The sequence below is a fragment of the Bacteroides sp. M10 genome, assembly GCF_014334015.1.
Taxonomy (GTDB): Bacteria; Bacteroidota; Bacteroidia; order Bacteroidales; family Bacteroidaceae; genus Bacteroides; species Bacteroides intestinigallinarum.
This window is the reverse complement of record NZ_CP060488.1, coordinates 2,863,340-2,888,967: the sequence shown is the minus strand read 5'-3', so window position 1 is coordinate 2,888,967 and position 25,628 is coordinate 2,863,340. Positions and strand designations below refer to the sequence as shown.

The window sequence follows — 25,628 nt, the reverse complement described above, 5'->3', positions numbered from 1 at the left end:
ATGAAGATATACGTCACCGGATTGGGAGTTGTTTCGGGCATCGGTATCGGAGTTTCCGAAAATATAGAAGCGTTGAGACAAAGAAAGCATGGCATCGGAAAAGTAACTCTTTTTCCGACTGCTCTCGATGTGCCCGTATCCGAAGTGAAACGTAGCAATGAGGAACTGAAGCAACTGATCTCTTTACCTCCGCAACGCACTGTATCACGTACAGCCTTGTTGGGAATGATAGCAGCCGAAGAAGCAATGAAAGATGCGGGACTCACACCACCATTACGTATCGGTTTTATTTCCGCCACTTCCGTTGGCGGCATGGATTTGAGCGAGCACTTCTATGAATCTTTCAAGAAAGACCCGGGACAGGGACGATTACGGGAAGTAATTTCACACGACTGCGGAGCCAGCACAGAATTGATTGCTTCGTATTTGGGTATCAATGATTTTATAACCACCATCAGTACAGCCTGTTCGTCAGCAGCCAATGCCATCATGCTGGGAGCAAGAATGATTAAGCACGGGCTACTGGATGCCGTTATCGTGGGAGGTACGGATGCACTTTGCCGGTTTACGCTCAATGGATTCAACTCCCTGATGATTTTGGACAAAACACATTGCCGTCCCTTTGACCGCTCACGTACCGGATTAAATCTGGGAGAAGGTGCCGGTTACTTAGTACTTCAATCGGAAAGTTCACTCCAAAGAACTCCTTATTGCGAACTTAGCGGTTACGCCAATACAAATGAGGCTTATCATCAAACAGGAAGTTCTCCAGAAGGAGACGGTGCCTTTCTGTCAATGAGTGAAGCTATCGCCTCCAGTGGCATTTCTCCCAAAGAAATCGATTATATCAATGTACATGGAACAGGTACTCCCGGCAATGATGCGTCAGAAGGTATGGCACTCCGAAGAATCTTTGGAGAACACGTTCCGCCATTTAGTTCGGTAAAAGCTTTTATCGGACATACCTTAGGAGCTTCCGAAGGCATTGAAGCTGTTTACTCCGTTCTTTCAATAGATAAAGGGCTGATTTATCCCAACCTGAACTTTACGGATGCGATGCCGGAAACAGGACTGATACCGGAAACCTCTTTTCAAGAAGGAATCCCCATCCGACATGTGTTATCCAACTCTTTCGGTTTCGGAGGAAACGATTCATCGCTCCTCTTTTCCGCAACGAATTTTCCAGCATGAACGCACCTTTAAGTATTTAAGCCTATGCAGCCAGTTTATATTCAACGCATCGCTTCCATTCATCCGCTAAAGGATTATTCACCAGAAAATAATCGCCCTTATCTTCAGGCTTCCGAACCCGATTATAAGGATATTATCACCAACGCGACCTTGCGCAGACGTATGAGCCGTATCGTAAAAATGGGGGTGGCCTGCGGATTGGAATGTATGGGTGAACTATCTCCTGAAAAGATACAAGGAATCATCACAGCAACAGGATTGGGCTGCCTGACAGATACGGAAAAATTCCTGAACAACCTATTGGATAATGAAGAGCGGATGCTGAATCCTACTCCTTTCATCCAGTCGACATTCAATACAATCGGTGCACAAATAGCTCTGATTCATCAAATACATGCCTACAACATGACTTATGTCCACCGTGGACTTAGTTTTGAAAGTGCTTTATTGGACGCTATGATGAAAATAGAAGAAGGAAGCGAGAATATACTTGTGGGAGCCATCGATGAAATGACAGAAACCAGTTACACGATTCAGCAACGGCTGGGAATGCTGAAAGGGATAGCAGCCGGAGAAGGTGCTCAATTCTTTCTGTTAAGTCGGGAAGCCGGAGAGCATCCGTTGGCTGAAATACAGGGAGTCGAAACTTTCATCGGGAAACAGACAACAGAAGAAATCAGCTCCCAAATCATCCGTTTTTTGCAACGAAATGGTTTAGAATGTCAGGATATTCAGTGGTTGGTTACTGGGAAAAATAAGAAGCAACACAATCAAGATGACTCTCACGAGCAAACTGTCGACAATGGCAACTCTATTTATGAAGAACTTGAAACAAACCTTTTCCCGGAAAGTGTTCATCTTAGTTTTAAGAATGAATGTGGTGAATATCCTACCGCAACATCGTATGCGGTATGGAAAGCAGTGAACGAATCGGTCAACTGCACTACCTCGACCCATATATTGATTTACAATCATCACCACTCCATCAATCATTCATTGATTCTAATCCGGAAAAGCGTATGATAATCGTTTGCCTCCTTCTTTGCTTGCTCTTGCTCCTGTCTTTTCTCGCTTATGCCTCTTATAGCATTCAATCGGGAATTTACCTCCGGTCATTTTGCAAAAAGCATACTGCGGAAAAGATTGTCGCCCTGACTTTTGATGACGGCCCCGACTCCCTACAGACTCCCAAAGTTCTGCAGGTACTAAAAGAATATCAGGTAACCGCCTGTTTCTTCTGTATCGGTCATAAGGTAAAAGGGAATGAAGCAATCTTGCAAAAAATGGTGGCAGAAGGTCATCTGATTGGAAATCATTCGCATACCCATTCCGGTTTATTCCCGCTATACGGGCTCTCCAAGATGAAAAAAGACTTGCAAACTTGTCAGTGTGAACTAGAACGAGTAACTTCGCAGCCGGTTAGTTTGTTTCGTCCGCCGTTCGGTGTCACTAATCCAACGATTGCGAAAGCCGTTCGACAGTTAGGATATACCTCTATAGGATGGAGCATCCGTACACTGGATACACAACAAGCACCGGATAAAGTCCTTGCCAGGATTCGGAAACGTCTTGAACCGGGAGCCATTATTCTGTTGCACGACCGGATGCCGGACAGCGACCAGCTAGTGAAACAAATCTTGGATTTGCTGAAAGAACAAGGATATACCGTTGTCCGTCCGGACAAACTTATATATCAATAAAGAAACTATTATGAATTCATTAAAGAAATCTGAAAATACAATCTCATCTTCCCCAAAAGAAGAAAAATTCTTCAACGAAATAAGGGAGATGTTACGTAATGCACGTCTCCAAACCTATACTGCCATCAATTCCATCATGACACAAACTTATTGGAAAATAGGGAAACGTATTGTGGAACAAGAGCAAGAAGGTAAAGAAAGGGCTAATTATGGTAGCTTTTTAATCAAAAAACTATCTATTGCTCTATCAGAAGAGTTTGGACAAGGGCTTTCTATGGCAAACTTATGGAATTTTCGTCAATTCTACCTTGTGTTTCCCGAAGAGTCAATTCTCTACACAGTGTGTAGAGAATTGACGTGGTCACATATACGATTGATTATGAGAATAGACAATGCCTTAGAACGAGATTTCTACCTTAAAGAAAGTCACTCACAGAACTGGTCGGTAAGACTATTGGAGCGAAATATAAAAAGTAAATATTATCAAAGGATTATTTCTACTCAAGAACAGGCAGCAAACGTTATCATTGATCCCAATACTATCACCGATGATTTTATAAAAGATCCCTATATACTAGAATTTCTTGGTCTATCCGAAAACTCCAATTATCATGAATCTCAACTAGAAAGTGAAATAGTTTCACATCTACAAAGGTTTTTACTTGAAATGGGAAAGGGGTTTTCTTTCGTTGCTCGTCAAATGCGTATCAGTACCGAGACAAATCATTTCTATCTTGATTTAGTTTTTTACAACTATCTACTTAAATGTTTTATAATCATTGACCTAAAAACGAACAAACTCACTCATCAGGACATTGGACAAATGGATATGTATGTACGAATGTTCGATGATTTGAAAAGAGGTAAAGACGATAACCCTACAATTGGCATTATTCTTTGCACAGATAAGGATGAAACAATAGTCAAATATTCCGTATTAAATGAAAGTAAACAAATATTCGCATCCAAATACCGGACTATATTACCTACAGAAAAGGAACTTGAACAAGAATTAATCCGTAATCAACGAATACTGAAAGAGAAAATATGAGAAAATCATTCATATATTTACTATTTAGTTTCTTATCTATAGCCTCTATCCATGCCCAGAGCATGAAAAAGATGGCGCAAAAGACAGAGTTTGAAAGCCGCCTGGCAAAGGAGGCGCAAACCGTAGAGTCCATCGAAAGCGATTTCACCCAAGTGAAATATCTCGATGTATTCGATGAGAAAGTTACTTCCAAAGGGAAGTTCTACTACCAGAAGACCCATAAAATCTGCATGGAATATTTCCGCCCGATGGATTATCTCATCGTGATAAACGGCAGTAAGCTCAAAATCGTTTCGGATGGCAAGAAAAGTATCATGAATCTTAGTTCGAACAAAATGATGGCACAGATGCAGGATATGCTGACCGCATGTATGATAGGCGACCTGTCTAAAATGTCGTCCAACTACCTGCTGGAGTATTTTGAAGACGCACGATACTATCTGGTTAAAATAAAACCGACCAACAAAGCGGTACAAGCCTATATTGCCGGTATAGAAATCTATCTGGACAAGAAAGATATGTCGGTACACAAACTCCGTCTGTCCGAAACAGCCACAAACTATACAGAATACGAATTCTATAATAAAAAGTTCAACTCCCTGAAGAATGAGACGAAGTTTGCGATTCGTTAGTCTGACGGTTCTGCTGTTCTTATGGATACAGATCCAGACTTCCTGCTCTCCACGGATGAGTGGGGAAAGAAGTACCGTGCTCCCCGCTATCGAACTAACACAAGGAGAAAGCTCGCAAAAATACAATATCCAACTGGATTTCATGAAACATCACATGAGCGGTATGCTAATAGTACGCCGTATGCCTGATAACGAAATCCGGATCGTAGCGTCTACCTACTTCGGACTAAGCCTTTTCGATTTTTCTCTTCGCAACGATCAGTTTACTGTCAACAGTTGCATTGAACCCATGAAAAAGGAAAAGGTGCTGAAACTTCTGGAGATGGATTTCAGACGTCTGTTCTTAAGTGGGAAAGATACTCGTGTGAAAGCGACCAAAGACAGTGCTACTGAAAAAAGAACCAGTGGAAAAGGCTTTGGAAAGTCAGTGGTCTACATCACTGGCAATACTCCGGGCGATCCCGCACAAATAAAAATCAAACATCCGTGGATTCGGTTAACGATCCGTCTGGACAAACTATCTAAAGAGATTTAATATATGCTACTTGATAACTTCTATACCATCCTTTCCTCCGAATCATCGGACTCAACGATCTGGACTATCCAGATAAAGTTGAATCCCGGGCATCCTGTTTATCAGGGACATTTCCCCGGACACCCGGTAGTTCCGGGAGTTTGCCTGTTACAACTTATCAAGGAATGTGTAGAAGACATTCGCCAGCAAAAATTGCAAGTAACACAAGTGTCTTCCTGCAAGTTTCTTTCGGCTATCAATCCGATAGAAACACCGCACATTTCGGTGGCACTGACTTTTAAAGAGACAGAAGAAGGTACACTTCAGTTGCAAGCGGAAGGGAGTGTAAAAAAGGATGCTGTAAAAAAGAGTACTGTGAAAGAGAGCACTGTAGAGGAAAATACCGTAAAGGACGAAGGTTTCATCAAACTAAAAGCTGTACTTACCCCGACAGTATGAAGGAACAAATAAGTACAGCCTATTGGCACGAGAAGTTGAACCAATTAGGGATCATCGTTATCATCCCAAGTTACAACAATGAAAAGACACTGGCGGACGTCATAGAAAGTGTACATTTCTACGCCCCCGATATCCTTGTTGTCAACGACGGTTCTACAGATGAAACTGCCGGAATACTTAGCCGGGAATCTAACTTACATATCATCACCCACCCTGCCAATCAAGGAAAAGGAGTAGCTTTGAGACATGGACTATCCTTTGCCAAAAAGCAAGGATTTCGGTATGCAATCACCATTGATTCTGACGGACAGCATTTCGCTTCGGATATTCCCGCATTGATCGAAGCCATAGAAAAAGAACCGGACACATTATTGGTAGGTGCCCGTAACCTCGCCTCGGACAATATGCCGGGAAAGAATACATTTGCCAATAAGTTTTCCAACTTCTGGTTTACCCTCGAAACAGGTATCAAACTGCAAGATACACAATCCGGCTACCGCCTGTACCCCATCCAACGAATGAATGTGGACAAGTGGTATTACACCGCCAAATACGAATTTGAGTTGGAAGCACTTGTCTTTGCAGCCTGGGGAGGCATTACCGTTAAAAACATCCCGGTACATGTTTATTATCCGCCACAGGAAGAGCGGGTTTCTCATTTCCGACCGTTCCGTGATTTCACCCGTATCAGTATCCTGAACACAGTACTGGTGCTCGTCACTTTCCTTTGGATCATCCCCCGAAACTTTTTCCGTAAACTGACCTGGAAGAACTGCAAGCAGTTTTTCTCGGATCATGTCACCCACTCCCCCGAATCTAATCTGCGGATCACGGCTGCCATCACACTCGGCGTATTCATGGGTATCGTTCCGGTATGGGGATATCAAATGCTAATCACGTTATTTCTGGCACATTTGTTCAGACTGAATAAAGTCATAGCTATTGTAGCAGCCAATATCAGTATCCCTCCGATGATTCCATTTTTGCTGTACGGCAGTTACGTAACCGGTTGCAAAGTGCTGGGAGATCCTGTCAATCTGCATTTAAACGAACTTTCTTTTGAAAATGTAAAATCAGTCATAGAGCAATATTTAATAGGAAGTGTTATCTTTGCAGTCGTATGCAGCATACTGGCAGGAACCATCGCGTTCATTCTGCTCACGGCGTGTAGGAAAAAAAAGATATGACCCAGTTTTTTATCGGACTATATGATTATTTCGAGAGGCACAAGATTCTGTTCTATTTGTCACTCATCAGTTGTGTCCTGTTAATGGGATTCTTTGCCCTGCAAGTAAGGTTCGAAGAGAACATCACACAATTTTTCCCCGACACTAAAGATTCCCAGAACACAATCAAAGTATTCGACAATCTCAAGATTAAGGATAAGATTATCATTATGTTATCCTCGGCAGATACCTGCCACCGCGTAGAACCCGACTCCCTGATAGAAGCAGCCGGACAAGTACAACAAACCCTGACTGAAAAAGCCGGAGGAACACTGATTAAAGGAATTTTCGCACAGGTAGACCAAAGCCTCATCCAAGGAGCCACAGACTTCATTTATGAACATCTTCCGCTTTTCCTGACAGATACGGACTATCAACGCTTCGATTCCTTACTGACGGATAAAGGGATACAGGCTGTCATGCAGAAGAATTATACCAACCTCCTCTCTCCTGCCGGAATTGCATTAAGAAGTTATATTCTCCGGGACCCGCTCGGATTGGGAAGCGAAACCCTGAAACATTTGCAAGATTTCCAGTTGGAAGCCAACTACGAGATTTATGACGAACATATCTTCTCCAAAGACGGCTCCACCTTACTTATGTTCATTACCCCGGTATTCAGTACAGGCAGCACCGGAAAGAACGACGAACTGATAAAGATACTCGAAGAAGAGCTCAAGCACGTACAGGGAGAATCTCCTACCATTCGAGCTGAATATTTCGGCGGTCCCTCCGTGGGAGTCTACAACGCCCGTCAGATTAAGAAAGATACCATCCTGACCTCCTCCCTGGCACTGCTTATCATCATTGTATTTATCTCACTCGTTTTTAAACGAAAGAGATCGATACCGTTGATTATTACTCCGGTACTGTTCGGAGGATTATTTGCCCTGTTTCTCATTTTCTTTATTAAAGGAAGTATCTCCGCCATTGCAGTGGGAGCCGGTTCGGCAGTGATGGGTATTGCACTAAGCTATTCCATTCACATGCTGGCACATCAGAACCATGTTTCCACCGTGCAACAACTTATTAAAGAGATAGCCTATCCGCTTACGGTAGGTAGTTTCACCACCATCGGCGCATTTCTGGGATTGATATTCACCAGTTCCGATCTGTTACGCGACTTCGGATTGTTTGCCTCTCTGGCATTGGTGGGCACCACCCTCTTCTGTCTCATTTACCTGCCTCATTTTCTGAAAGGACAGGCAGACGTCAAACAGGGACGCATACTACGCATCATCGAGAAAATAAATGTTTATTCTTACGAAAAGAATAAATGGCTGGTAGGCGGCATCCTCCTCATTACAGTGATCTGTTTGTTTACTTCGCAAAAGGTAGGCTTCAACAACGATATGATGAGTCTCAACTATGAGCCCCGCCATCTCCAACAATCAGAAGAAAAATTACTGCAACTCTTCGACAACGACGAAAAGACCGTGCTTTTTGTCAGTGTGGGCAAAGACATGAATCAGGCTACCGAAACTTATGCAATGACCAATCAGAAGTTATCGGCACTGAAAGAGCAGGGACTCATCAAAGAGTATGCCTCCGCCTCACAGTTTCTGATCTCTCCGCAAGAGCAGCAGAAACGCCTGAAGAAATGGAAAGATTACTGGACGGATGAAAAACAGCAACAAGTCCGTAAACAGCTGGAAACAGCTGCTGCTGAATATCGTTTCCGTCCGGGAAGCTTTGATTCTTTTTATCAATGGATGAACCAACCTTTCGGTGAATATCATTACACCGCGCAAGGAGACGATTTATCCGGCAAGCTATTGAATGAATGGCAAACCTCTGCCGATTCCATCACCATGCTTATCAGCCAGATACGGATCAGCAAACCGAATAAGGAAGCTGTGTACCAGAACTTTAATAAAGACCCGAATGTAGTCATCTTCGACCGTTCCTACTTTGCCAACAAATGGGTATCGGCCATCAATGACGACTTTTACTTGATTCTGTACATCTCTTCTTTCCTGATATTCTTTGCACTATGGTTCTCCTACGGACGTATCGAGCTTACCTTGATGAGTTTTCTCCCGATGCTAATCAGCTGGGTAATCATCTTAGGATTAATGGGAATTCTGGGAATTGAGTTTAATATTATCAACATCATCCTGTCCACCTTTATCTTTGGCATTGGAGATGACTTCAGTATCTTCATTATGGACGGGCTACAAAACAAATACCGTACAGGTCAGAAGGTGTTGAATTCCCATAAAACAGCCATCTTCTTCTCCGCCTTCACCACAGTGGTCGGTATGGGAGCACTTGTGTTTGCCAAACACCCGGCTTTGCAATCCATTTCCCTGATTTCCATTCTGGGTATGATAGCAGTGGTATTGGTGGCCTATACCATTCAGCCACTCATTTTCCGGTTCTTCATCGCAGGCCCCGCTTCCAAAGGATTGCCGCCTTATACGCTTATCGGATTGATACGTACCGTGTTGCTCTTCCTGCTTTTCTTTATCGGCTGCATCGTCCTCCGTATATTGATTATTCTGCTTTATCCGGTGCCTGTGCGCAAAAGCAGCAAGCAGCGTTTGGTGTGCCGCCTGATACAAATCACCTGCAAAGGAATTTTGCTACTGGCCACCGCCGTCAAAAAAGAACATATCAACAAAGCCAACGAACGCTTCCAGCATCCGGCAATTATCATTGCCAACCACCAGTCGTTCATCGACATTCTGGTATTGCTGTCTCTTTCATCTAAAATCCTGATGGTAACCAACCATTGGGTATGGCACTCTCCTTTCTTCGGAGCCATCATTCGTTATGTCGACTTCTATTATATAGGCGAAGGATACGAGCAATATATGGAACGGATGCGGAAAAAAGTGAAGGAGGGCTACTCCATCGCCATTTTCCCGGAAGGCACACGTACCTATAATGGAAAGATGAAACGTTTCCACAAAGGAGCATTCTATCTGGCAGAAGCATTGAAACTGGATATTCTCCCGATCCTGCTTTACGGTAATAACAAAATCATTGCCAAAGCACAACCTTTCAATATCCGGAAAGGAATCATCTATACGGAAATACTTCCCCGTATACCATTAGACGATCTGTCTTTCGGAAGTACTTATCAGGAGCGTACCAAACGCATATCCGCTTACATGAAAGAGGTTTATGCCCGTATCTGCCGTGAACAGAACACGACGGACAATCCTGCATTCTACGAAGCTCTTATCCAGAACTATATCTATAAAGGTCCCGTCGTAGAATGGTATATCCGTATCAAAGTAAAAATGGAAAAGAATTACCGGCTATTCAACCGGTTGATTCCCGTCCAAGGGCAAATCACAGACATCGGTTGCGGCTTCGGCCCGTTATGCTATATGCTGTCTCTGCTTTCCGAGGACCGGGAAATCCTGGGTATTGATTACGATGAAGACAAGATAGCGCTGGCACAGCACGGATGGTTACGCAACGAGCATCTCCAGTTCAAGCATGGCAATGCATTGGAATATCCCCTGCCGGAAAGTGATGTCTTTATCCTGAACGACATGCTTCACTATATGAGCTACGAACATCAACAAACCCTATTGTTGAAATGTGCCGGTCGCTTACGTTCACAAGGAATGATTATCATACGCGACGGAAATTCAGCCAACGCTTCCAAGCACCGGTTAACCCGGTTCACGGAATTACTATCCACCCGTATTTTCAACTTCAACCGGACAACCGGAGAGCTGTATTTCACCACTGAAACCCAATTACGGGAAATAGCAGTCGCCTGTGGAATGGCTGTCGAAATCATTCCTAATGACAAATATACATCAAACACCATTTACATATTTAGAAAACCGAACTAGTATGAGCAAATATAACATCATCATTATCGGCAGCGGCCTTGGCGGACTGGAATGCGGAGCGATTCTTAGCAAAGAGGGATTCAACGTATGCGTAGTAGAAAAAAATGCGCAATTCGGCGGATGCTTCCAGACTTACCAACGAAAAGGGCATCTGTTGGATACGGGTATTCATTATGTAGGAAGCCTGGATGAGGGTCAAGTGATGAACCAGTATTTCCGCTATTTCGGTATCATGGACAAGCTGAAAATAAAACGCTTGGACGATGCTGCTTTTGACACGATCTACTATAAAGGAAAAACATACGATTATGCAATGGGGTACCCGCAGTTTATTGAAACCATCTGCCGTTCCTTCCCGCATGAGAAAGAAAACTTGAAATGCTATGCCGAACAGCTTCAGGCTGTCGGAAACCTGATTAGCGTAGACCACCTGAAACAAGGCACACTCGCTTTGGAGGGTATGAAATACTTTTGTACCTCTGCCGCCCACCTGATTGCGGATATCACTCCGGACCCCGCCTTACGAAATGTACTGGCAGGTTCAGCTTTACTCTACGGAGGTTTGAAAGATGTATCCACTTTCTACCAGCATGCCATGATTAATCACTCTTATATTGAAGGCGCCTACCGTTTTGTAGACGGAAGTATGCAAGTCAGTCTGGAGCTAATCAATGTAATCCGGGCAAACGGAGGGACCGTGCTCAATAACAGTGAAGCCACCCGCATCATCGTTGAAAACGAAAAGGTACAAGGGGTTATCATCAATGGAGAAGAGCGACTGGAAAGCGACTTCGTCATCTCCAATATGCATCCCCAACGGACATTGGAGATACTGGATAAAAACCGTAGCATCAAGAATGCCTATATTTCCCGCATCCGTTCGTTGGAAAATACCTACGGCATCTTTACGCTCTACCTGGTAATGAAGAAAAAAAGCACTCCCTATCAGAACCGCAACCTGTATCTGCATGCGAACAATAAAGTGTGGTATGATAAACTGCTCTATCCGGGACGGACCACCAACTGTATGATTTCCATGCAAGCGTCTTCCGAGGACAGTCAATATGCCAGTGTCATTTCCATCCTGGCACCGATGTATATAGATGAACTGTCTGCCTGGAAGGACACGACTCCCGAACATCGGGGAGAAGACTACCAATCCTTCAAAAAGGAGAAAGCAGAGCAGATTCTCCGCTTCATCCGGGGACATGGCATTGATCTTTCAGAAAACATAGAAGAGATGTATACCACTACTCCATTAAGCTATCGCGACTATACAGGAACAGTGGATGGTTCCGCGTATGGGATTATCAAAGATTATAAATGTCCGCAAATTGGTTTCGTATCTACAAGAAGCCGCTTGGGAAATCTCTTTCTCACCGGGCAAAACCTGAATGTGCATGGTGCATTAGGGGTAACACTAACTGCCATGCTGACTTGTGCGGAGTTTGTAGGACAAGAATATCTGGCTAAAAAAGTAGGAAATGCATAGAATAGTCAAAAAGACACTCCAATACACGGGCTTCCTTTTCCTGTTGCTCATTGTTCTATTGATAGCCGGAATCAGCTATCTCTACTTTTCTGCGGATATGCAAACGCCCAAACATGAGCAAAGCATGACCACAGACAAAGTGATTGATATAGACAGTCTCCACCTCCGGCATTATGGAGATAACTTTCTCCGGCACAGCGACAGCGGCTTATGGGAATTGTTTGTGAAAGGGGATGCTTTCCAGAGAGGAGAAGCTATCGGGCAACTGTCTTCCGACCTGCTCCACCATCAAGAGAAAGTGTTCGTGGATCAGATTCGTGAGATTGTTCCTTCAGACAGTTATCTGAAATTCCTCCGGTTCTTCATTGTATTATTCAACCGTAATCTGGGTGAGAACGTCCTCGAAGAATACCGCGACGAGATCTACGGAATCTCGCTATCATGTACACATGAGTACGACTTCATCGGCACTCCTTACGAACGCCAGTTGAATTACCATTCGGCGCACGACCTGGGACACGCCATGCAGGATTATATGTTAGTGGGATGCAGTTCGTTCGCCACTTGGGGAACACAAAGTGCAGATTCATCCCTGCTGATTGGACGTAACTTCGATTTCTACGTTGGAGATGCCTTCGCAGAGAACAAGCAGGTGGCTTTTTATGTACCGGAGCAAGGATACAGGTTTGCTTCCGTGGGATGGCCGGGTATGATAGGAGTGTTATCCGGCATGAACGAGACAGGACTTACCGTGACAATTAATGCTGCCAAATCTGCTGTCCCGACAGGTTCCGCTACCCCTATTTCCATCCTGACCAGAGAGATTCTGCAATATGCAGCCACTATTGATGAAGCCTTTGCCATCGCCCAAAAACGGGAAACATTCGTCTCCGAATCCATATTGATAGGTTCTGCCAAAGACGGCAAGGCCGCGATTATCGAGAAATCTCCGGAGAAAACTGTGCTTTTCACCGGAAAAGAAGCCAATCGGCTCATCTGCACCAACCATTACCAATCGGAAGAATTCAGCAAGGACGAACGAAACATGGAAAATATCCGCACTTCCGACAGCCCATACCGTTTTGCACGATTAACGGAACTCATTAATAAGGATCTTCCGATAGATGTCTCCAAAGCCGCCTCTATCCTGCGTGACCACAAAGGCTTGCAAAACACAGACTTGGGACTGGCCAACGAAATGGCCATCAATCAGTTTATTGCCCATCATTCCGTCATCTTCCAGCCGGAGAAACGGCTGATGTGGGTATCTACCTCTCCCTGGCAATGCGGGAAATACGTAGCCTATGACCTGAATAAGATATTCAAGGACACGATTGATTGGCAACACGAAATATACAGTTCCGCTCTGACCATTCCGGAAGATAAATTCATCGACACACCGGAGTTCCAGCATCTTCTCACGTATAAGAAACTGACTCCGCTTTTATTGAAGAAAATCAGAAAAAAGGAAAAGATAGAGGAATCTGTTTTAAAAACATACCAAGCCTCCAATCCTTCCTTATACTATGTATATGAAGTAATAGGAGATTACTACGAGGCCATGCAGCAACCTCAACAAGCCATTGCATACTGGCAACAGGCATTGAAGAGACCTATTCCCAAGCTGCAAGAGAAAGAACGTATCCAACAGAAAATTCAAAAACAATCCAAAGATGGAAAAGAATCCTGAAATTCAGTTCCGCTCACCGGAAGATATCAAAAGCTATCAGGAAGAACAGTTAGCCAAAGCGTTAGCCTACCTGCAAGCACATTCCAAGTTCTATCAACAGATGTTTGCCGAACATCACATTGATATCAATCAAATAAAGACGATTGAAGACTTGCAACAGATCCCCGTCACTACCAAGACGGACTTGCAACTCCATAACGATGATTTCATCTGCGTAGACAAAGAGGAAATTATCGACTATGTGACGACTTCGGGCACATTGGGAGATCCGGTCACTTTCGTTCTCACCTCTGAAGACCTGGACCGTCTCTCTTACAACGAATACCTATCTTTCACCACCACCGGATGCACCAAACAGGATATTCTTCAATTAATGACTACCATCGACCGCCGTTTCATGGCAGGCCTAGCTTATTATATGGGAGCCCGCGAACTGGGTATGGGAGTGATCCGTGTAGGCAACGGCATCCCGGAACTGCAATGGGACACGATTCGACGGATACATCCGACTTGTGGAATGGTGGTCCCCTCTTTCCTTATCAAACTGATAGAGTTTGCCGAAAAGAATCATATCGACCATAATACCTGTTCCATGCAGAAGTGCATCTGTATCGGAGAAGCATTGCGCAATCAGGAATTCCAGTTGAATACGCTCGGACAGAAGATACACGATAAATGGCCTGCCTTGCAGTTGTATTCCACTTATGCCTCCACCGAAATGCAGTCGTCCTTTACCGAGTGTAATGAATTCCACGGAGGACATTTGCAACCGGAACTTATCATTGTAGAGTTTCTGGATGATAACAATCGTCCCGTGGAAGAGGGAGAAGCAGGGGAAGTAACGATCACGACGCTCGGAGTCAAAGGGATGCCGTTGCTCCGTTTCAAAACAGGCGATATTTGCTACCACCACACCGAGCCCTGTGGTTGCGGGAGAAATACCATCCGCCTAAGCTCCATCCTCGGCCGGAAAGGACAAATGATTAAATACAAAGGAACAACGTTATATCCGCCTGCATTATTCGACATTCTGGATAATATACCTTCGGTAAAAAACTATATCATTGAAGTTTATACCAATGAATTGGGAACGGATGAGATTCTGATTCGTATCGGAAGCGAGAACCGTAGCGAAGCCTTTGCCAAAGAGATTAAAGATCTGTTCCGTTCGAAAGTCAGAGTGGCGCCAAGCATCAATTTTGAATCGGCAGAGTACATTGCCAAGATACAAATGCCTCCGATGAGTCGAAAAACGATAAAATTCATTGATTTACGATAATTATTTTCTACTTTTGGAAGTTAGTAACCAACTATATCACTTTAACATTAACGTATATGAAAAAACTTATTCTATTCTTATTCTTGAGCACGAGCCTGTTCTGTTTCGGACAAGGCAAGAGTGCATTGAAAGACATTCAGTCTATTAAGTTCTATGGGGTAGACTACTCCCAAGTAAAAGTTTTCGGTGCAGATGAATCACCGGCACAATTCAAAGATGCTTTCAGACGTATCAATGAGCTGTTCATCACAGAAGCTAAGAAGTATAACGTAGGAAAACAATTGAAAAAAGAAGTGACAGAGATTTCACTGGATGCCGTTAATCAGGTGAACGAAAACATCGACCTGGCCGAGCTAATGACTGCTAAAAGAGAATATACTCTTAGTAAAGAGCAAATCAAAGCAGCCATCAACGCATTGCCTATCCAGAAAACACCCGGAGTAGGTATGGTGTTTATCGCACAGTTCCTGGACAAATCAAACAATAGAGGTACGTATGAAGTCGTATTCTTCAATACCGAAACAAAGGAAATCATTGAAGAATGGATCACCGACGGCAAGGCACGTGGTTTCGGATTGCGCAACTATTGGGCAGGCTCTATCTATAGCGCACTCAAGAAACTATAAACAATAAAAATATAAGTATGAGAAAACTACTATTAGTACTGACCTTATTATTAAGTATCAGTACGTATGTCGCAGCACAGAATTACACAGAAGTAGTGTATTTAAAGAATGGCAGCATTATTAAAGGAGTAATCATTGAACAAGTGCCCAATGTCTCTTTAAAAATCAAAACAGGTGATGGCAGCCTCATCATCTGTCAGATGAGTGATGTGACTAAAATCACAAAAGAAGAACGGTACACAAGAGATTATCGTAAGGATACCAACGACCGCAAAGCCGCAAGAAATACATTAAAAGGCTATAAGGGTTTCGTAGACTTTGCATATATTGGCGATGTGAGCGACTACAATGCCTCTAAAATTGAATTATCAACCACACATGGTTATCAATTCAACAATTATTTCTTTGTAGGTGGTGGCGTTGCTTTCAACTACTATACCGATGCAGATCTTTATGCAGCCCCCATCTATGCTAACTTCAGAGCTAACTTCATCAACAAAAAAGTGACTCCGTTCGCCGACGTAAAAGCCGGATATTCTGTAGGAGACATAGAAGGAGCGTATGCTTCGATAGGAGTAGGAGTGCGTTTTTCTTTAAAAGGGAAAAAGGCCTTGAATTTAGCTTTGATGTATAACTTCCAAGATTATGACGCCACAACAGATTATAGTTACAGCTATGGAGGGCATTATTATCATAACAGTTGGAATGATACATGGGAGTTACACGGAGTAGGAGCTAGATTCGGATTTGAATTCTAACCCCGTTGTTTACAACAGACAAACAAACGATTAATCAAATTCGAAGATGAAAAAGACCATCACAACACTTCTACTATTAAGTTGCATTACTACATTCTCATTTGCACAAAGTATTGTCATGACTTCCGGTACTATTGACTTCATCAAGGACCAGCAAGTGATACAATTTACTTTCTCTTACGATGAAATGCTGGTAGGCAAACTGACAGAAAACGAATATGTAGAAAAAAAGAGTTCTGAATACAACGCTAAAGAAGAGGGCAAAGGAGACCAATGGAAAGCCGCCTGGTATGGTGACCGTAAAGAACGGTTTGAACCAAAGTTCCTGGAGCTTTTTGATAAATATATGAGTGAGGTAGGCATCACTGCAGGTTCAGAAGGTGCTCAATACCGGATTGAAATCAATACCGATTTCACCGAACCGGGTTGGAACGTGGGTGTCATGCGCCAAAATGCATCTGTCGATCTAAGTTGCAAGGTGAAGAAGATTGAAACCGGCGAACAAGTAGCCTCCATCAAAATTCGTAACGCTTCTGCCAACAACTTTTGGGGTACTGATTTTACTTCCGGATATTGCGTCCAGGAAACGTATGCCAAAGCAGGAAGAGAGCTTGCCAAGTTCTTTATCAAAAAGGCGAAGTTGCGCAAGATAAAAGACTAATGACCTTATTACTTCAGAAGGGTATGGAAATGAATTAAATCTGTTTGCAATACAGATAAATTTCCTACCCTACTATTGCTTTTCACTAATTAATTTTGTATCTTTAGTAATTTTCATCCTTTTGGAGATAGCTAGTCACCTTATAGAATGATAAATGTCACCCTATAAGGTGACATTTGTCTTTTTATAAAGTGCCCATTGTCCCGTTACAACGGGACAACTACCCGACTGCATAAAAAGTCACTAGTTTCTGCACTGAAAAGTCTTAATCTATGCACTGAAAGACCTTAAATACAATGATGAATAATGGAAACGTTATTAATGCGTTATATAAAGAATATTAGGAACTTTCCGTTCTCCGGCATGGTCAAACCGCCCATTGTCACAAGGATAATTAACGACTCCATTATCCGATGCACCGGACAACCAAAGAGTAGTAGATCCACCTCCATCCAAATTTAATGCATCCTCACCCCCTAAAACACGAATCAGATGTGCCAATTCCGGGATATTCACTCCTCCTGCTTGTTCAGGAAAACGCCCGTCTACCGTTATCAACAGTATTTTTCCATCCTTAGTAGTAGCAACAGCACTACGAGGGTGCTTCGTCCGGATAAAATTCGGTTCACACGAGTTCCAATCACAAACCTGTCCGTCTTTCAACATTAACGGACCGGAAGCAAGTATGGTACCTGCTTCTTCCTCATACTCCTTTTCTGTTTGCCTGTTCCAGGGAATTAACTTCATTTTTCCCTTATGTAGATGTATAGCTCCAGTAACACGCCATTTAGATTCACTCAAAGTGGTCGTATCAACGACCTGGTCACCAACTTTCAGAAAACAAACCGAATTTCCCCGCTTCATATCAAAGTAGGAACCATTAATGGCTGCAATGGCATGATGTTCAGAAGCAATCCGACTCGTCTCCTTCATTTCACCCGAAACCGCTACATCAACCTTCAAGCCTGCGCCGGGATCAACTTCTATCAGACTAACAGACTGGGGTCCCTGATACAATCGGGGGATAGAAGCATACTTATGAATAAGTCCTTTTTGAGGACTTTCCACCTTCCATTGGGCAGAGACAATTGCCAGTGAATCCGATACTGTTTGCCCTTTTATTATTCCGATAGAGCATAAAATCAGGATAGCAATTAACAAGTTTCTTTTTATCATAGACAGAGAAATGAATCATTTAAGCCGCTAAAGCTAGTCAATAATCAACATTCATCCAAAGATTCCCGTACTTTTCCACTCTCTCACTCCATTTTCTCTATCGGCCCTTCTCTACTATCCAGATAATCAATATCCTCCGACGACTTCCGATACAGAATGACCAGTAGCCCCTTAAGCCAACTTTTGGCAGCTTCTTACTTTTAATATGGTAGCGTTTTTCCTGTCTTCGTTTTCTATGGTCTTGAAATATTTTCGTCTTATCTACTATACACTTCCGCTTTTTTTCGTACTTTTACCCCTTGTTGGAAAGAAGTGCCTTTTCAACCCTTGAGAACAGAAAAAGAAAAAACAATATATAAAATGAATCACAAATGGAATTATCGACCCATTACACCCGAACAGGCAGAGACAAGCCAGACATTGGCCCAGGAACTAGGGATTAGCCCGATACTTGGACAACTTTTGGTGCAGCGGGGAATTACGAAGGCAGCAGATGCCAAGAAGTTTTTCCGCCCGCAATTGCCCGACCTGCATGATCCGTTCCTGATGAAGGATATGGATATTGCAGTAGAACGTCTGAACAGGGCGATGGGAAAGAAAGAACGTATTCTAATTTATGGAGATTATGACGTAGACGGTACTACTGCCGTAGCATTGGTCTACAAGTTTATTCAACAGTTCTATTCGAACCTTGATTATTATATACCCGACCGATACAATGAAGGGTATGGCATTTCTAAAAAAGGAGTGGACTACGCCGCAGAAACCGGTGTAGGACTGATTATTGTACTCGATTGTGGAATTAAAGCAGTAGAAGAAATCACTTATGCCAAAGAGAAAGGGATTGATTTCATCATCTGCGATCATCATGTACCGGATGATGTGCTTCCGCCTGCCGTAGCTATTCTGAACGCCAAACGTCTGGATAATACGTACCCGTACACTCACCTTTCCGGTTGTGGAGTCGGTTTCAAGTTTATGCAGGCATTCGCTATCAGTAACGGTATCGAGTTCCACCACCTGATTCCTTTGCTGGATATTGTAGCTGTGAGTATTGCATCGGACATCGTTCCGATTATGGGTGAAAACCGTATCCTCGCCTACCACGGTCTGAAGCAACTGAACAGTAACCCGAGCATTGGTATGAAGGCTATTATCGACGTATGTGGACTTTCTGAAAAGGAAATCACCGTCAGCGATATTGTGTTTAAAATCGGACCGCGCATCAATGCATCAGGACGTATTCAAAACGGAAAAGAAGCCGTAGACCTGCTGACGGAAAAAGATTTCTCGGTAGCACTTGAGAAAGCCGGACAAATCAACCAGTACAACGAAACCCGGAAAGACCTCGACAAGAGTATGACGGAAGAGGCAAACAACATCGTTGCCAATCTGGAAGGATTAGCGGATCGCCGCTCCATCGTGCTCTACAACGAAGAATGGCACAAAGGCGTGATCGGCATCGTAGCTTCCCGTCTGACAGAAGTGTACTACCGCCCTGCCGTGGTACTGACCCGGACGGATGATATGGCAACAGGTTCCGCACGTTCAGTTTCCGGCTTCGACGTATATAAAGCAATCGAACATTGCCGCGACCTGCTGGAAAACTTCGGGGGACATACATACGCCGCCGGACTGTCGATGAAAGTGGAGAACGTGAATGCCTTTACCAAACGATTCGAAGAATACGTTTCACAGCATATCTTACCGGAACAAACCAGTGCCGTTATCGAGATTGATGCTGAAATAGATTTCAGGGATATTTCGTCCAAGTTCTTCAGCGACCTGAAAAAGTTTAATCCTTTCGGTCCTGATAACACGAAACCTATTTTCTGCACTCATCATGTTTATGATTACGGAACAAGTAAAGTGGTGGGACGCGATCAGGAACATATCAAACTCGAACTGGTCGATAATAAATCGAATAATGTAATGAACGGTATCGCGTTCGGACAGAGCTCACACGTACGTTATATCAAAACGAAACGCTCGTTCGACATCTGTTACACCATTGAAGAAAACACGCACAAGCGTGGTGAAGTACAACTTCAAATCGAGGATATAAAGCCGATTGAATAAGTATCAGGAGATATTAAAACAATATTGGGGATATGACTCCTTCCGCGACTTGCAGGAGGAGATCATCACCAGTATTGGCGAAGGCAAAGATACACTGGGACTTATGCCGACCGGAGGCGGTAAGTCCATCACTTTTCAAGTGCCTGCTCTCGCCCAGGAAGGGATTTGCATTGTCATTACTCCTCTCATCGCCCTGATGAAAGATCAGGTGCAAAACCTGCGTAAACGCGGCATCAAGGCGCTTGCTGTCTATTCAGGCATGACACGGCAGGAGATTCTCACTGCTCTTGAAAATTGCATCTTCGGTAATTATAAATTCCTCTATATTTCTCCGGAACGTCTGGACACGGACATATTCCGTACCAAACTGCGATCAATGAAAGTCTCCATGATTACGGTCGACGAAAGTCACTGTATCTCACAATGGGGATATGACTTCCGTCCTGCTTACCTGAAAATTGCCGAAATACGGACATTGCTACCGGGAATTCCGGTACTGGCACTTACGGCGACCGCCACTCCGGAAGTAGTGAAGGATATTCAAGCTCGCCTAGATTTCCGTGAAGAGAATGTTTTCCGCATGAGCTTCGAACGGAAAAACCTGGCGTATATCGTCCGGCAAACGGATAACAAAACTCAAGAGCTGTTGCATATCTTACGAAAGATACCCGGCAGTGCCATTATCTATGTCCGCAACAGACGACGCACCAAAGAAATCACCGAGTTACTGGTAAACGAAGATATTACCGCCGACTTCTATCACGCCGGACTGGATAATGCCGTAAAAGACCTCCGGCAAAAACGCTGGCAAAGCGGAGAAGTCCGTGTAATGGTAGCGACAAATGCCTTTGGAATGGGGATTGATAAACCCGACGTGCGTATCGTATTGCATCTCGATCTCCCCGACTCTCTCGAAGCTTACTTCCAGGAGGCCGGTCGTGCAGGAAGAGACGGTGAAAAAGCGTATGCTGTGATCTTATACACCAAAACGGACAGAACGACGCTGCACAGGCGCGTTGTGGATACTTTCCCCAACAAGGAGTATATTCTCAATGTCTATGAACATCTGCAGTATTACTATCAGATGGCAATGGGCGACGGTTTCCAATGTGTCCGCGAATTTAATCTGGAAGAGTTTTGCCGGAAGTTCAAATACTTCCCGGTTCCGGTGGACAGTGCACTGAAAATACTGACTCAAGCCGGTTATCTGGAATATACGGACGAACAGGATAATGCCTCCCGTATTCTTTTCACGATTCGCCGGGACGAACTATACAAATTGCGGGAAATGGGAACGGAAGCCGAAGCACTGATACAGACGATTCTCCGCTCTTACACCGGAGTATTCACCGACTATGCCTATATCAGCGAAGCAACCCTGTCCATACGTACCGGACTGACCCGCGAACAAATTTATAATATACTGGTCACGCTTACCAAACGTCGTATCGTGGATTACATTCCGCACAAAAAGACACCTTATATTATATACACCCGCGAACGGCAGGAACTTCGTTTTGTGCATATTCCTCCTTCCGTCTACGAAGAACGCAAAGCCCGGTATGAAGCCCGCATCAAAGCGATGGAAGAGTATGTCACTTCGGAGAATGTGTGCCGGAGCCGGATGCTGCTCCGTTACTTCGGAGAGAAGAACGAGCACAACTGCGGACAATGCGATGTTTGTCTTAGTCACCGTGCAACTGGTGCCCTGACCGAGAATTCTTTCGATTTCGAGGAACTGAAAAAGAAAATATCAGAATTACTTACTCAGAAACCGCTGACACCAGTAGAAATAGCCGATAAGATAGAAGCGGAGAAAGAGAGCATCAGCGAAGTCATCCAATATCTATTGGAGGAAGGTGAATGGAAGATGCAGGATGGAATGATACATATTTCAAAATAAGTTACTACCTTTGCAAGGTAACTCAAAAATAACACACCATGCCGAACTTTTTTAAATCTTTCTTCTCCGGTAAGTCGGAAACTCCGGAAAGTGAAAAACAGAAAAACGATCAGAAAAATTTCGAGATCTTCAAATACGACGGTTTACGTGCGCAACGCATGGGACGTCCGGATTATGCAGTAAAATGTTTTATTGAAGCTCTTGCCATCAAAGAAGAGTTTGAAACAATGGGCTATCTTAGCCAACTCTATATCCAGATGGGGGAAACGGCAAAGGCCCACGAGCTATTGGAAAAGATGGCTACTATGGAACCTGATGTCACAAGTACTTTCCTGACACTGGCCAATGTATGCTTCATCCAGGAAGATTATCAGGCTATGGAAGAAGCTGCCAATAAAGCGATTGCCATCGAAGAAGGAAATGCCGTGGCTCATTATCTGTTAGGGAAGGCCCGCAAGGGACAGGATGATGACCTGATGACTATTGCCCATCTCACCAAAGCAATCACTTTGAAAGATGATTTCATTGAAGCTCGCCTATTACGTGCGGAAGCTTTGATGAACCTGAAACAGTATAAGGATATGATGGAGGATATAGATGCTGTGCTCGCCCAAAATCCGGAAGAAGAGACAGCCATGCTCCTGCGCGGAAAAGTGAAAGAAGCAGACGGCAAGGACGAAGAAGCAGAAGAGGACTACAAACTGGTGACAGAAATAAACCCATTCAACGAACAGGCATACCTTTATTTAGGGCAACTTTATATCAACCAGAAAAAACTGACGGAAGCTATCGGCCTGTTTGATGAAGCCATCGAGCTGAATCCGAACTTTGCAGAAGCCTACAAAGAACGTGGACGTGCTAAATTACTGAATGGTGATAAGGACGGTTCTGTAGAGGACATGAAGAAATCTCTGGAACTGAATCCGAAGGATGAAGCTAACCTGAATGGGGAATTCAAGAACCTGGGACCAAAGCCTGAAGCGCTTCCCGGCATCTTTTAAGTATCCTTTTCATCTATTTTAGGCAAGAAAACAAAAAAAGTATCGTTTTTTGTTTGCATCTAACAGAAAATTATTACTTTTGCCCCAGAATTAAAAACCAAAGCAAAAAAGATAGATTCGAATGAAATCATTTACTTATGCATATTACTTCTTTTTTTACTTTTACTTTAGCAACAAAGTAGAGCGGGAGTTTGTATGTATCAAGTGACAGTGATGCTTAAGGACTGAATAGAGAAATCAATCATATGAATCCCGCTCCAATATGGACGCGGGATTTTTTTATATAATATATTTAGAACAATGAAAAAGATAGCAATTCAAGGAACACTCGGCTCATATCATGATATCGCCGCACACAAGTACTTCGAGGGAGAAGAAATAGAGTTAATCTGTTGTGCCAACTTCGAAGATGTGTTTACTTCGATACGGAAAGACAGCCAGGTTATCGGAATGCTAGCCATCGAGAATACGATTGCGGGAAGTTTGTTGCACAACAATGAATTGTTGAGACAAAGCGGCACACAGATTATCGGTGAATACAAACTGCGCATCTCTCACAGTTTTGTCTGTCTCCCCGATGAGAACTGGGAAGATCTGACAGAAGTCAACTCCCACCCTATCGCCCTGATGCAGTGTCGCGAATTTCTGAATCAACATCCGCAGTTGAAAGTGGTGGAAGGTGAAGATACGGCCCGCAGCGCAGAAATCATCAAGAATGAAAATCTGAAAGGACACGCTGCCATCTGCTCCAAAGCAGCAGCTGAACGTTACGGTATGAAAGTCCTTCAAGAAGGTATTGAAACGAACAAGCACAACTTCACCCGTTTTCTGGTTGTTGCCGATCCCTGGCAAGTAGACGAACTCCGTCAACATCATGCCAATGCAACCAACAAGGCAAGTATCGTATTCACTCTTCCACACACGGAAGGCAGCCTGTCACAGGTTTTATCCATTCTATCGTTCTATAATATCAATCTGACAAAAATTCAATCGTTGCCTATCATCGGACGGGAATGGGAATACCAGTTTTACGTAGATGTAGCTTTCAACGATTATCTAAGATACAAGCAGTCTATTGCTGCAATCACTCCATTAACCAAAGAACTTAAATTATTAGGCGAATATGCAGAAGGAAAGTCAAACGTATAAAATCGCTCCTGCCGACAGATTGGCAAGTGTTAGCGAATACTACTTCTCAAAGAAGCTAAAAGAGGTAGCACAGATGAATGCAGAGGGAAAGGATGTTATCAGCCTCGGCATCGGAAGTCCTGATATGCCTCCCTCAAGGGAAACCATCGAAACATTGTGCAACAATGCTCATGATCCCAACGGACACGGTTATCAACCGTATGTAGGTATCCCCGAACTGCGCAAAGGCTTTGCTGCCTGGTATCAACGCTGGTATGGAGTGGAACTGAATCCGAATACGGAGATACAGCCTTTAATCGGCTCGAAAGAAGGAATTCTCCATGTTACGCTGGCATTCGTCAATCCGGGTGAGCAGGTGCTAGTCCCGAATCCGGGATACCCCACCTATACTTCTTTGAGTAAAATACTCGGAGCGGAAGTTATCAACTACGACCTGAAAGAAGAGGATGGCTGGATGCCTGACTTCGAGGCACTGGAAAAAATGGATCTTAGTCGCGTAAAACTGATGTGGACCAATTATCCCAACATGCCGACGGGAGCCAATGCAACTCCGGAAATCTATGAACGTCTCGTTGATTTTGCCCGTCGCAAGAATATCGTAATTGTGAATGATAATCCATACAGCTTCATTCTGAACGAAAAACCTATCAGTATCCTAAGTGTACCGGGAGCCAAAGACTGTTGCATCGAGTTCAATTCTATGAGTAAGAGCCACAATATGCCGGGCTGGCGTATTGGTATGCTGGCATCGAATGCTGAATTCGTACAATGGATATTGAAAGTGAAAAGCAATATCGACAGCGGTATGTTCCGTGCCATGCAACTGGCTGCAGCTACCGCCCTTGAGGCTGAAACAGACTGGTATGAAGGTAATAATAAGAATTACCGCAACCGTCGTCATCTTGCCGGTGAGATCATGAAAGCATTGGGATGCACCTACGATGAAAAACAAGTAGGCATGTTCCTCTGGGGGAAGATTCCTGCTTCCTGCAAGGATGTAGAGGAACTGACAGAAAAGGTGCTGCATGAAGCAAGAGTGTTTATCACTCCGGGATTTATCTTCGGCAGTAACGGAGCAAGGTATATTCGTATCTCACTTTGTTGCAAGGACAATAAGCTGGCAGAAGCTCTGGAAAGAATTAAAAGAATCTAACCTCTCCCAAAGAGAGAACGACAGCAGAATGAGACAGAACAATTTCAATGAAAACAAGTTATTAAAAGAATAA

Annotated in this window: 21 protein-coding genes; 20 read left to right on the top strand and 1 reads right to left on the bottom strand. The window is 43.7% G+C overall.

Annotated features, from left to right (window positions below):
* Genes H8796_RS10245 through H8796_RS10175 form a run of 15 tightly spaced genes read left to right on the top strand, consistent with a single transcriptional unit; the run spans position 1 to position 17,094 of the window.
* Positions 1-1,191, top strand: coding sequence for a beta-ketoacyl synthase (locus tag H8796_RS10245; protein WP_117934521.1), 1,191 nt, complete (start codon positions 1-3; stop codon positions 1,189-1,191).
* Between the two features lie 24 nt (positions 1,192-1,215).
* On the top strand, positions 1,216-2,214 hold the full coding sequence (locus tag H8796_RS10240) for a beta-ketoacyl synthase chain length factor (RefSeq protein WP_117934524.1): 999 nt from the start codon (positions 1,216-1,218) through the stop codon (positions 2,212-2,214).
* On the top strand, positions 2,211-2,891 hold the full coding sequence (locus H8796_RS10235) for a polysaccharide deacetylase family protein (protein ID WP_117934527.1): 681 nt from the start codon (positions 2,211-2,213) through the stop codon (positions 2,889-2,891). The genes H8796_RS10240 and H8796_RS10235 overlap by 4 nt, the downstream gene beginning before the upstream one ends.
* A gap of 10 nt (positions 2,892-2,901) precedes the next feature.
* Positions 2,902-3,942, top strand: a complete 1,041-nt coding sequence (locus H8796_RS10230) for a YhcG family protein (protein WP_117971434.1) — start codon at positions 2,902-2,904, stop codon at positions 3,940-3,942.
* Positions 3,939-4,574, top strand: coding sequence for an outer membrane lipoprotein carrier protein LolA (locus H8796_RS10225; protein ID WP_117934530.1), 636 nt, complete (start codon positions 3,939-3,941; stop codon positions 4,572-4,574). Before H8796_RS10230 ends, H8796_RS10225 begins: the two co-directional genes overlap by 4 nt.
* The gene (locus H8796_RS10220; RefSeq protein ID WP_117934533.1) at positions 4,549-5,109 is read left to right on the top strand and encodes a hypothetical protein; all 561 of its coding nucleotides are present in this window, start codon (positions 4,549-4,551) and stop codon (positions 5,107-5,109) included. Before H8796_RS10225 ends, H8796_RS10220 begins: the two co-directional genes overlap by 26 nt.
* A gap of 3 nt (positions 5,110-5,112) precedes the next feature.
* Positions 5,113-5,547 (top strand): 3-hydroxylacyl-ACP dehydratase, encoded by a 435-nt coding sequence (locus tag H8796_RS10215; RefSeq protein ID WP_117934535.1) that lies wholly within the window; start codon positions 5,113-5,115, stop codon positions 5,545-5,547.
* Positions 5,544-6,734 (top strand): DUF2062 domain-containing protein, encoded by a 1,191-nt coding sequence (locus H8796_RS10210; RefSeq protein WP_117934539.1) that lies wholly within the window; start codon positions 5,544-5,546, stop codon positions 6,732-6,734. The genes H8796_RS10215 and H8796_RS10210 overlap by 4 nt, the downstream gene beginning before the upstream one ends.
* A complete protein-coding gene (locus H8796_RS10205; RefSeq protein WP_117934542.1) occupies positions 6,731-10,588 on the top strand; it encodes a trifunctional MMPL family transporter/lysophospholipid acyltransferase/class I SAM-dependent methyltransferase in 3,858 nt (1,285 codons plus the stop codon). Before H8796_RS10210 ends, H8796_RS10205 begins: the two co-directional genes overlap by 4 nt.
* 1 nt (position 10,589) lies before the next feature.
* On the top strand, positions 10,590-12,080 hold the full coding sequence (locus H8796_RS10200; protein ID WP_117934545.1) for an NAD(P)/FAD-dependent oxidoreductase: 1,491 nt from the start codon (positions 10,590-10,592) through the stop codon (positions 12,078-12,080).
* Positions 12,073-13,770, top strand: coding sequence for a C45 family peptidase (locus tag H8796_RS10195; protein ID WP_117934548.1), 1,698 nt, complete (start codon positions 12,073-12,075; stop codon positions 13,768-13,770). Before H8796_RS10200 ends, H8796_RS10195 begins: the two co-directional genes overlap by 8 nt.
* The gene (locus H8796_RS10190) at positions 13,754-15,049 is read left to right on the top strand and encodes a phenylacetate--CoA ligase family protein (protein WP_004324722.1); all 1,296 of its coding nucleotides are present in this window, start codon (positions 13,754-13,756) and stop codon (positions 15,047-15,049) included. The genes H8796_RS10195 and H8796_RS10190 overlap by 17 nt, the downstream gene beginning before the upstream one ends.
* 56 nt (positions 15,050-15,105) lie before the next feature.
* The gene (locus H8796_RS10185; RefSeq protein ID WP_004324721.1) at positions 15,106-15,675 is read left to right on the top strand and encodes a hypothetical protein; all 570 of its coding nucleotides are present in this window, start codon (positions 15,106-15,108) and stop codon (positions 15,673-15,675) included.
* A gap of 17 nt (positions 15,676-15,692) precedes the next feature.
* Positions 15,693-16,433, top strand: coding sequence for a hypothetical protein (locus H8796_RS10180; protein WP_055167694.1), 741 nt, complete (start codon positions 15,693-15,695; stop codon positions 16,431-16,433).
* A 46-nt stretch (positions 16,434-16,479) separates the two neighbouring features.
* Positions 16,480-17,094 carry a hypothetical protein gene (locus tag H8796_RS10175; RefSeq protein ID WP_117934551.1) on the top strand — a complete coding sequence of 205 codons (615 nt, stop codon included), beginning with the start codon at positions 16,480-16,482 and terminating at the stop codon, positions 17,092-17,094.
* Positions 17,095-17,412: 318 nt separating this feature from the next.
* Here the strand turns inward: H8796_RS10175 and H8796_RS10170 are convergent, their stop codons facing one another.
* Positions 17,413-18,270, bottom strand: a complete 858-nt coding sequence (locus tag H8796_RS10170) for a phosphodiester glycosidase family protein (RefSeq protein WP_117934553.1) — start codon at positions 18,268-18,270, stop codon at positions 17,413-17,415.
* A gap of 360 nt (positions 18,271-18,630) precedes the next feature.
* On the opposite strand from H8796_RS10170, the gene recJ reads away from it, so the two are divergent.
* The 5 genes from recJ (at position 18,631) to H8796_RS10145 (ending at position 25,555) form a co-directional block, all read left to right on the top strand.
* The gene (recJ, locus tag H8796_RS10165) at positions 18,631-20,349 is read left to right on the top strand and encodes a single-stranded-DNA-specific exonuclease RecJ (protein WP_008776721.1); all 1,719 of its coding nucleotides are present in this window, start codon (positions 18,631-18,633) and stop codon (positions 20,347-20,349) included.
* Positions 20,342-22,252: an ATP-dependent DNA helicase RecQ gene (locus H8796_RS10160; RefSeq protein WP_117934556.1), complete on the top strand. Its 1,911-nt coding sequence runs from the start codon at positions 20,342-20,344 to the stop codon at positions 22,250-22,252. Before recJ ends, H8796_RS10160 begins: the two co-directional genes overlap by 8 nt.
* A gap of 38 nt (positions 22,253-22,290) precedes the next feature.
* A complete protein-coding gene (locus H8796_RS10155) occupies positions 22,291-23,253 on the top strand; it encodes a tetratricopeptide repeat protein (RefSeq protein WP_117934559.1) in 963 nt (320 codons plus the stop codon).
* Between the two features lie 300 nt (positions 23,254-23,553).
* A complete protein-coding gene (locus tag H8796_RS10150) occupies positions 23,554-24,402 on the top strand; it encodes a prephenate dehydratase (RefSeq protein WP_004297266.1) in 849 nt (282 codons plus the stop codon).
* On the top strand, positions 24,377-25,555 hold the full coding sequence (locus H8796_RS10145) for a pyridoxal phosphate-dependent aminotransferase (RefSeq protein ID WP_055167701.1): 1,179 nt from the start codon (positions 24,377-24,379) through the stop codon (positions 25,553-25,555). Before H8796_RS10150 ends, H8796_RS10145 begins: the two co-directional genes overlap by 26 nt.
* The last annotated feature ends 73 nt before the right edge of the window (positions 25,556-25,628 follow it).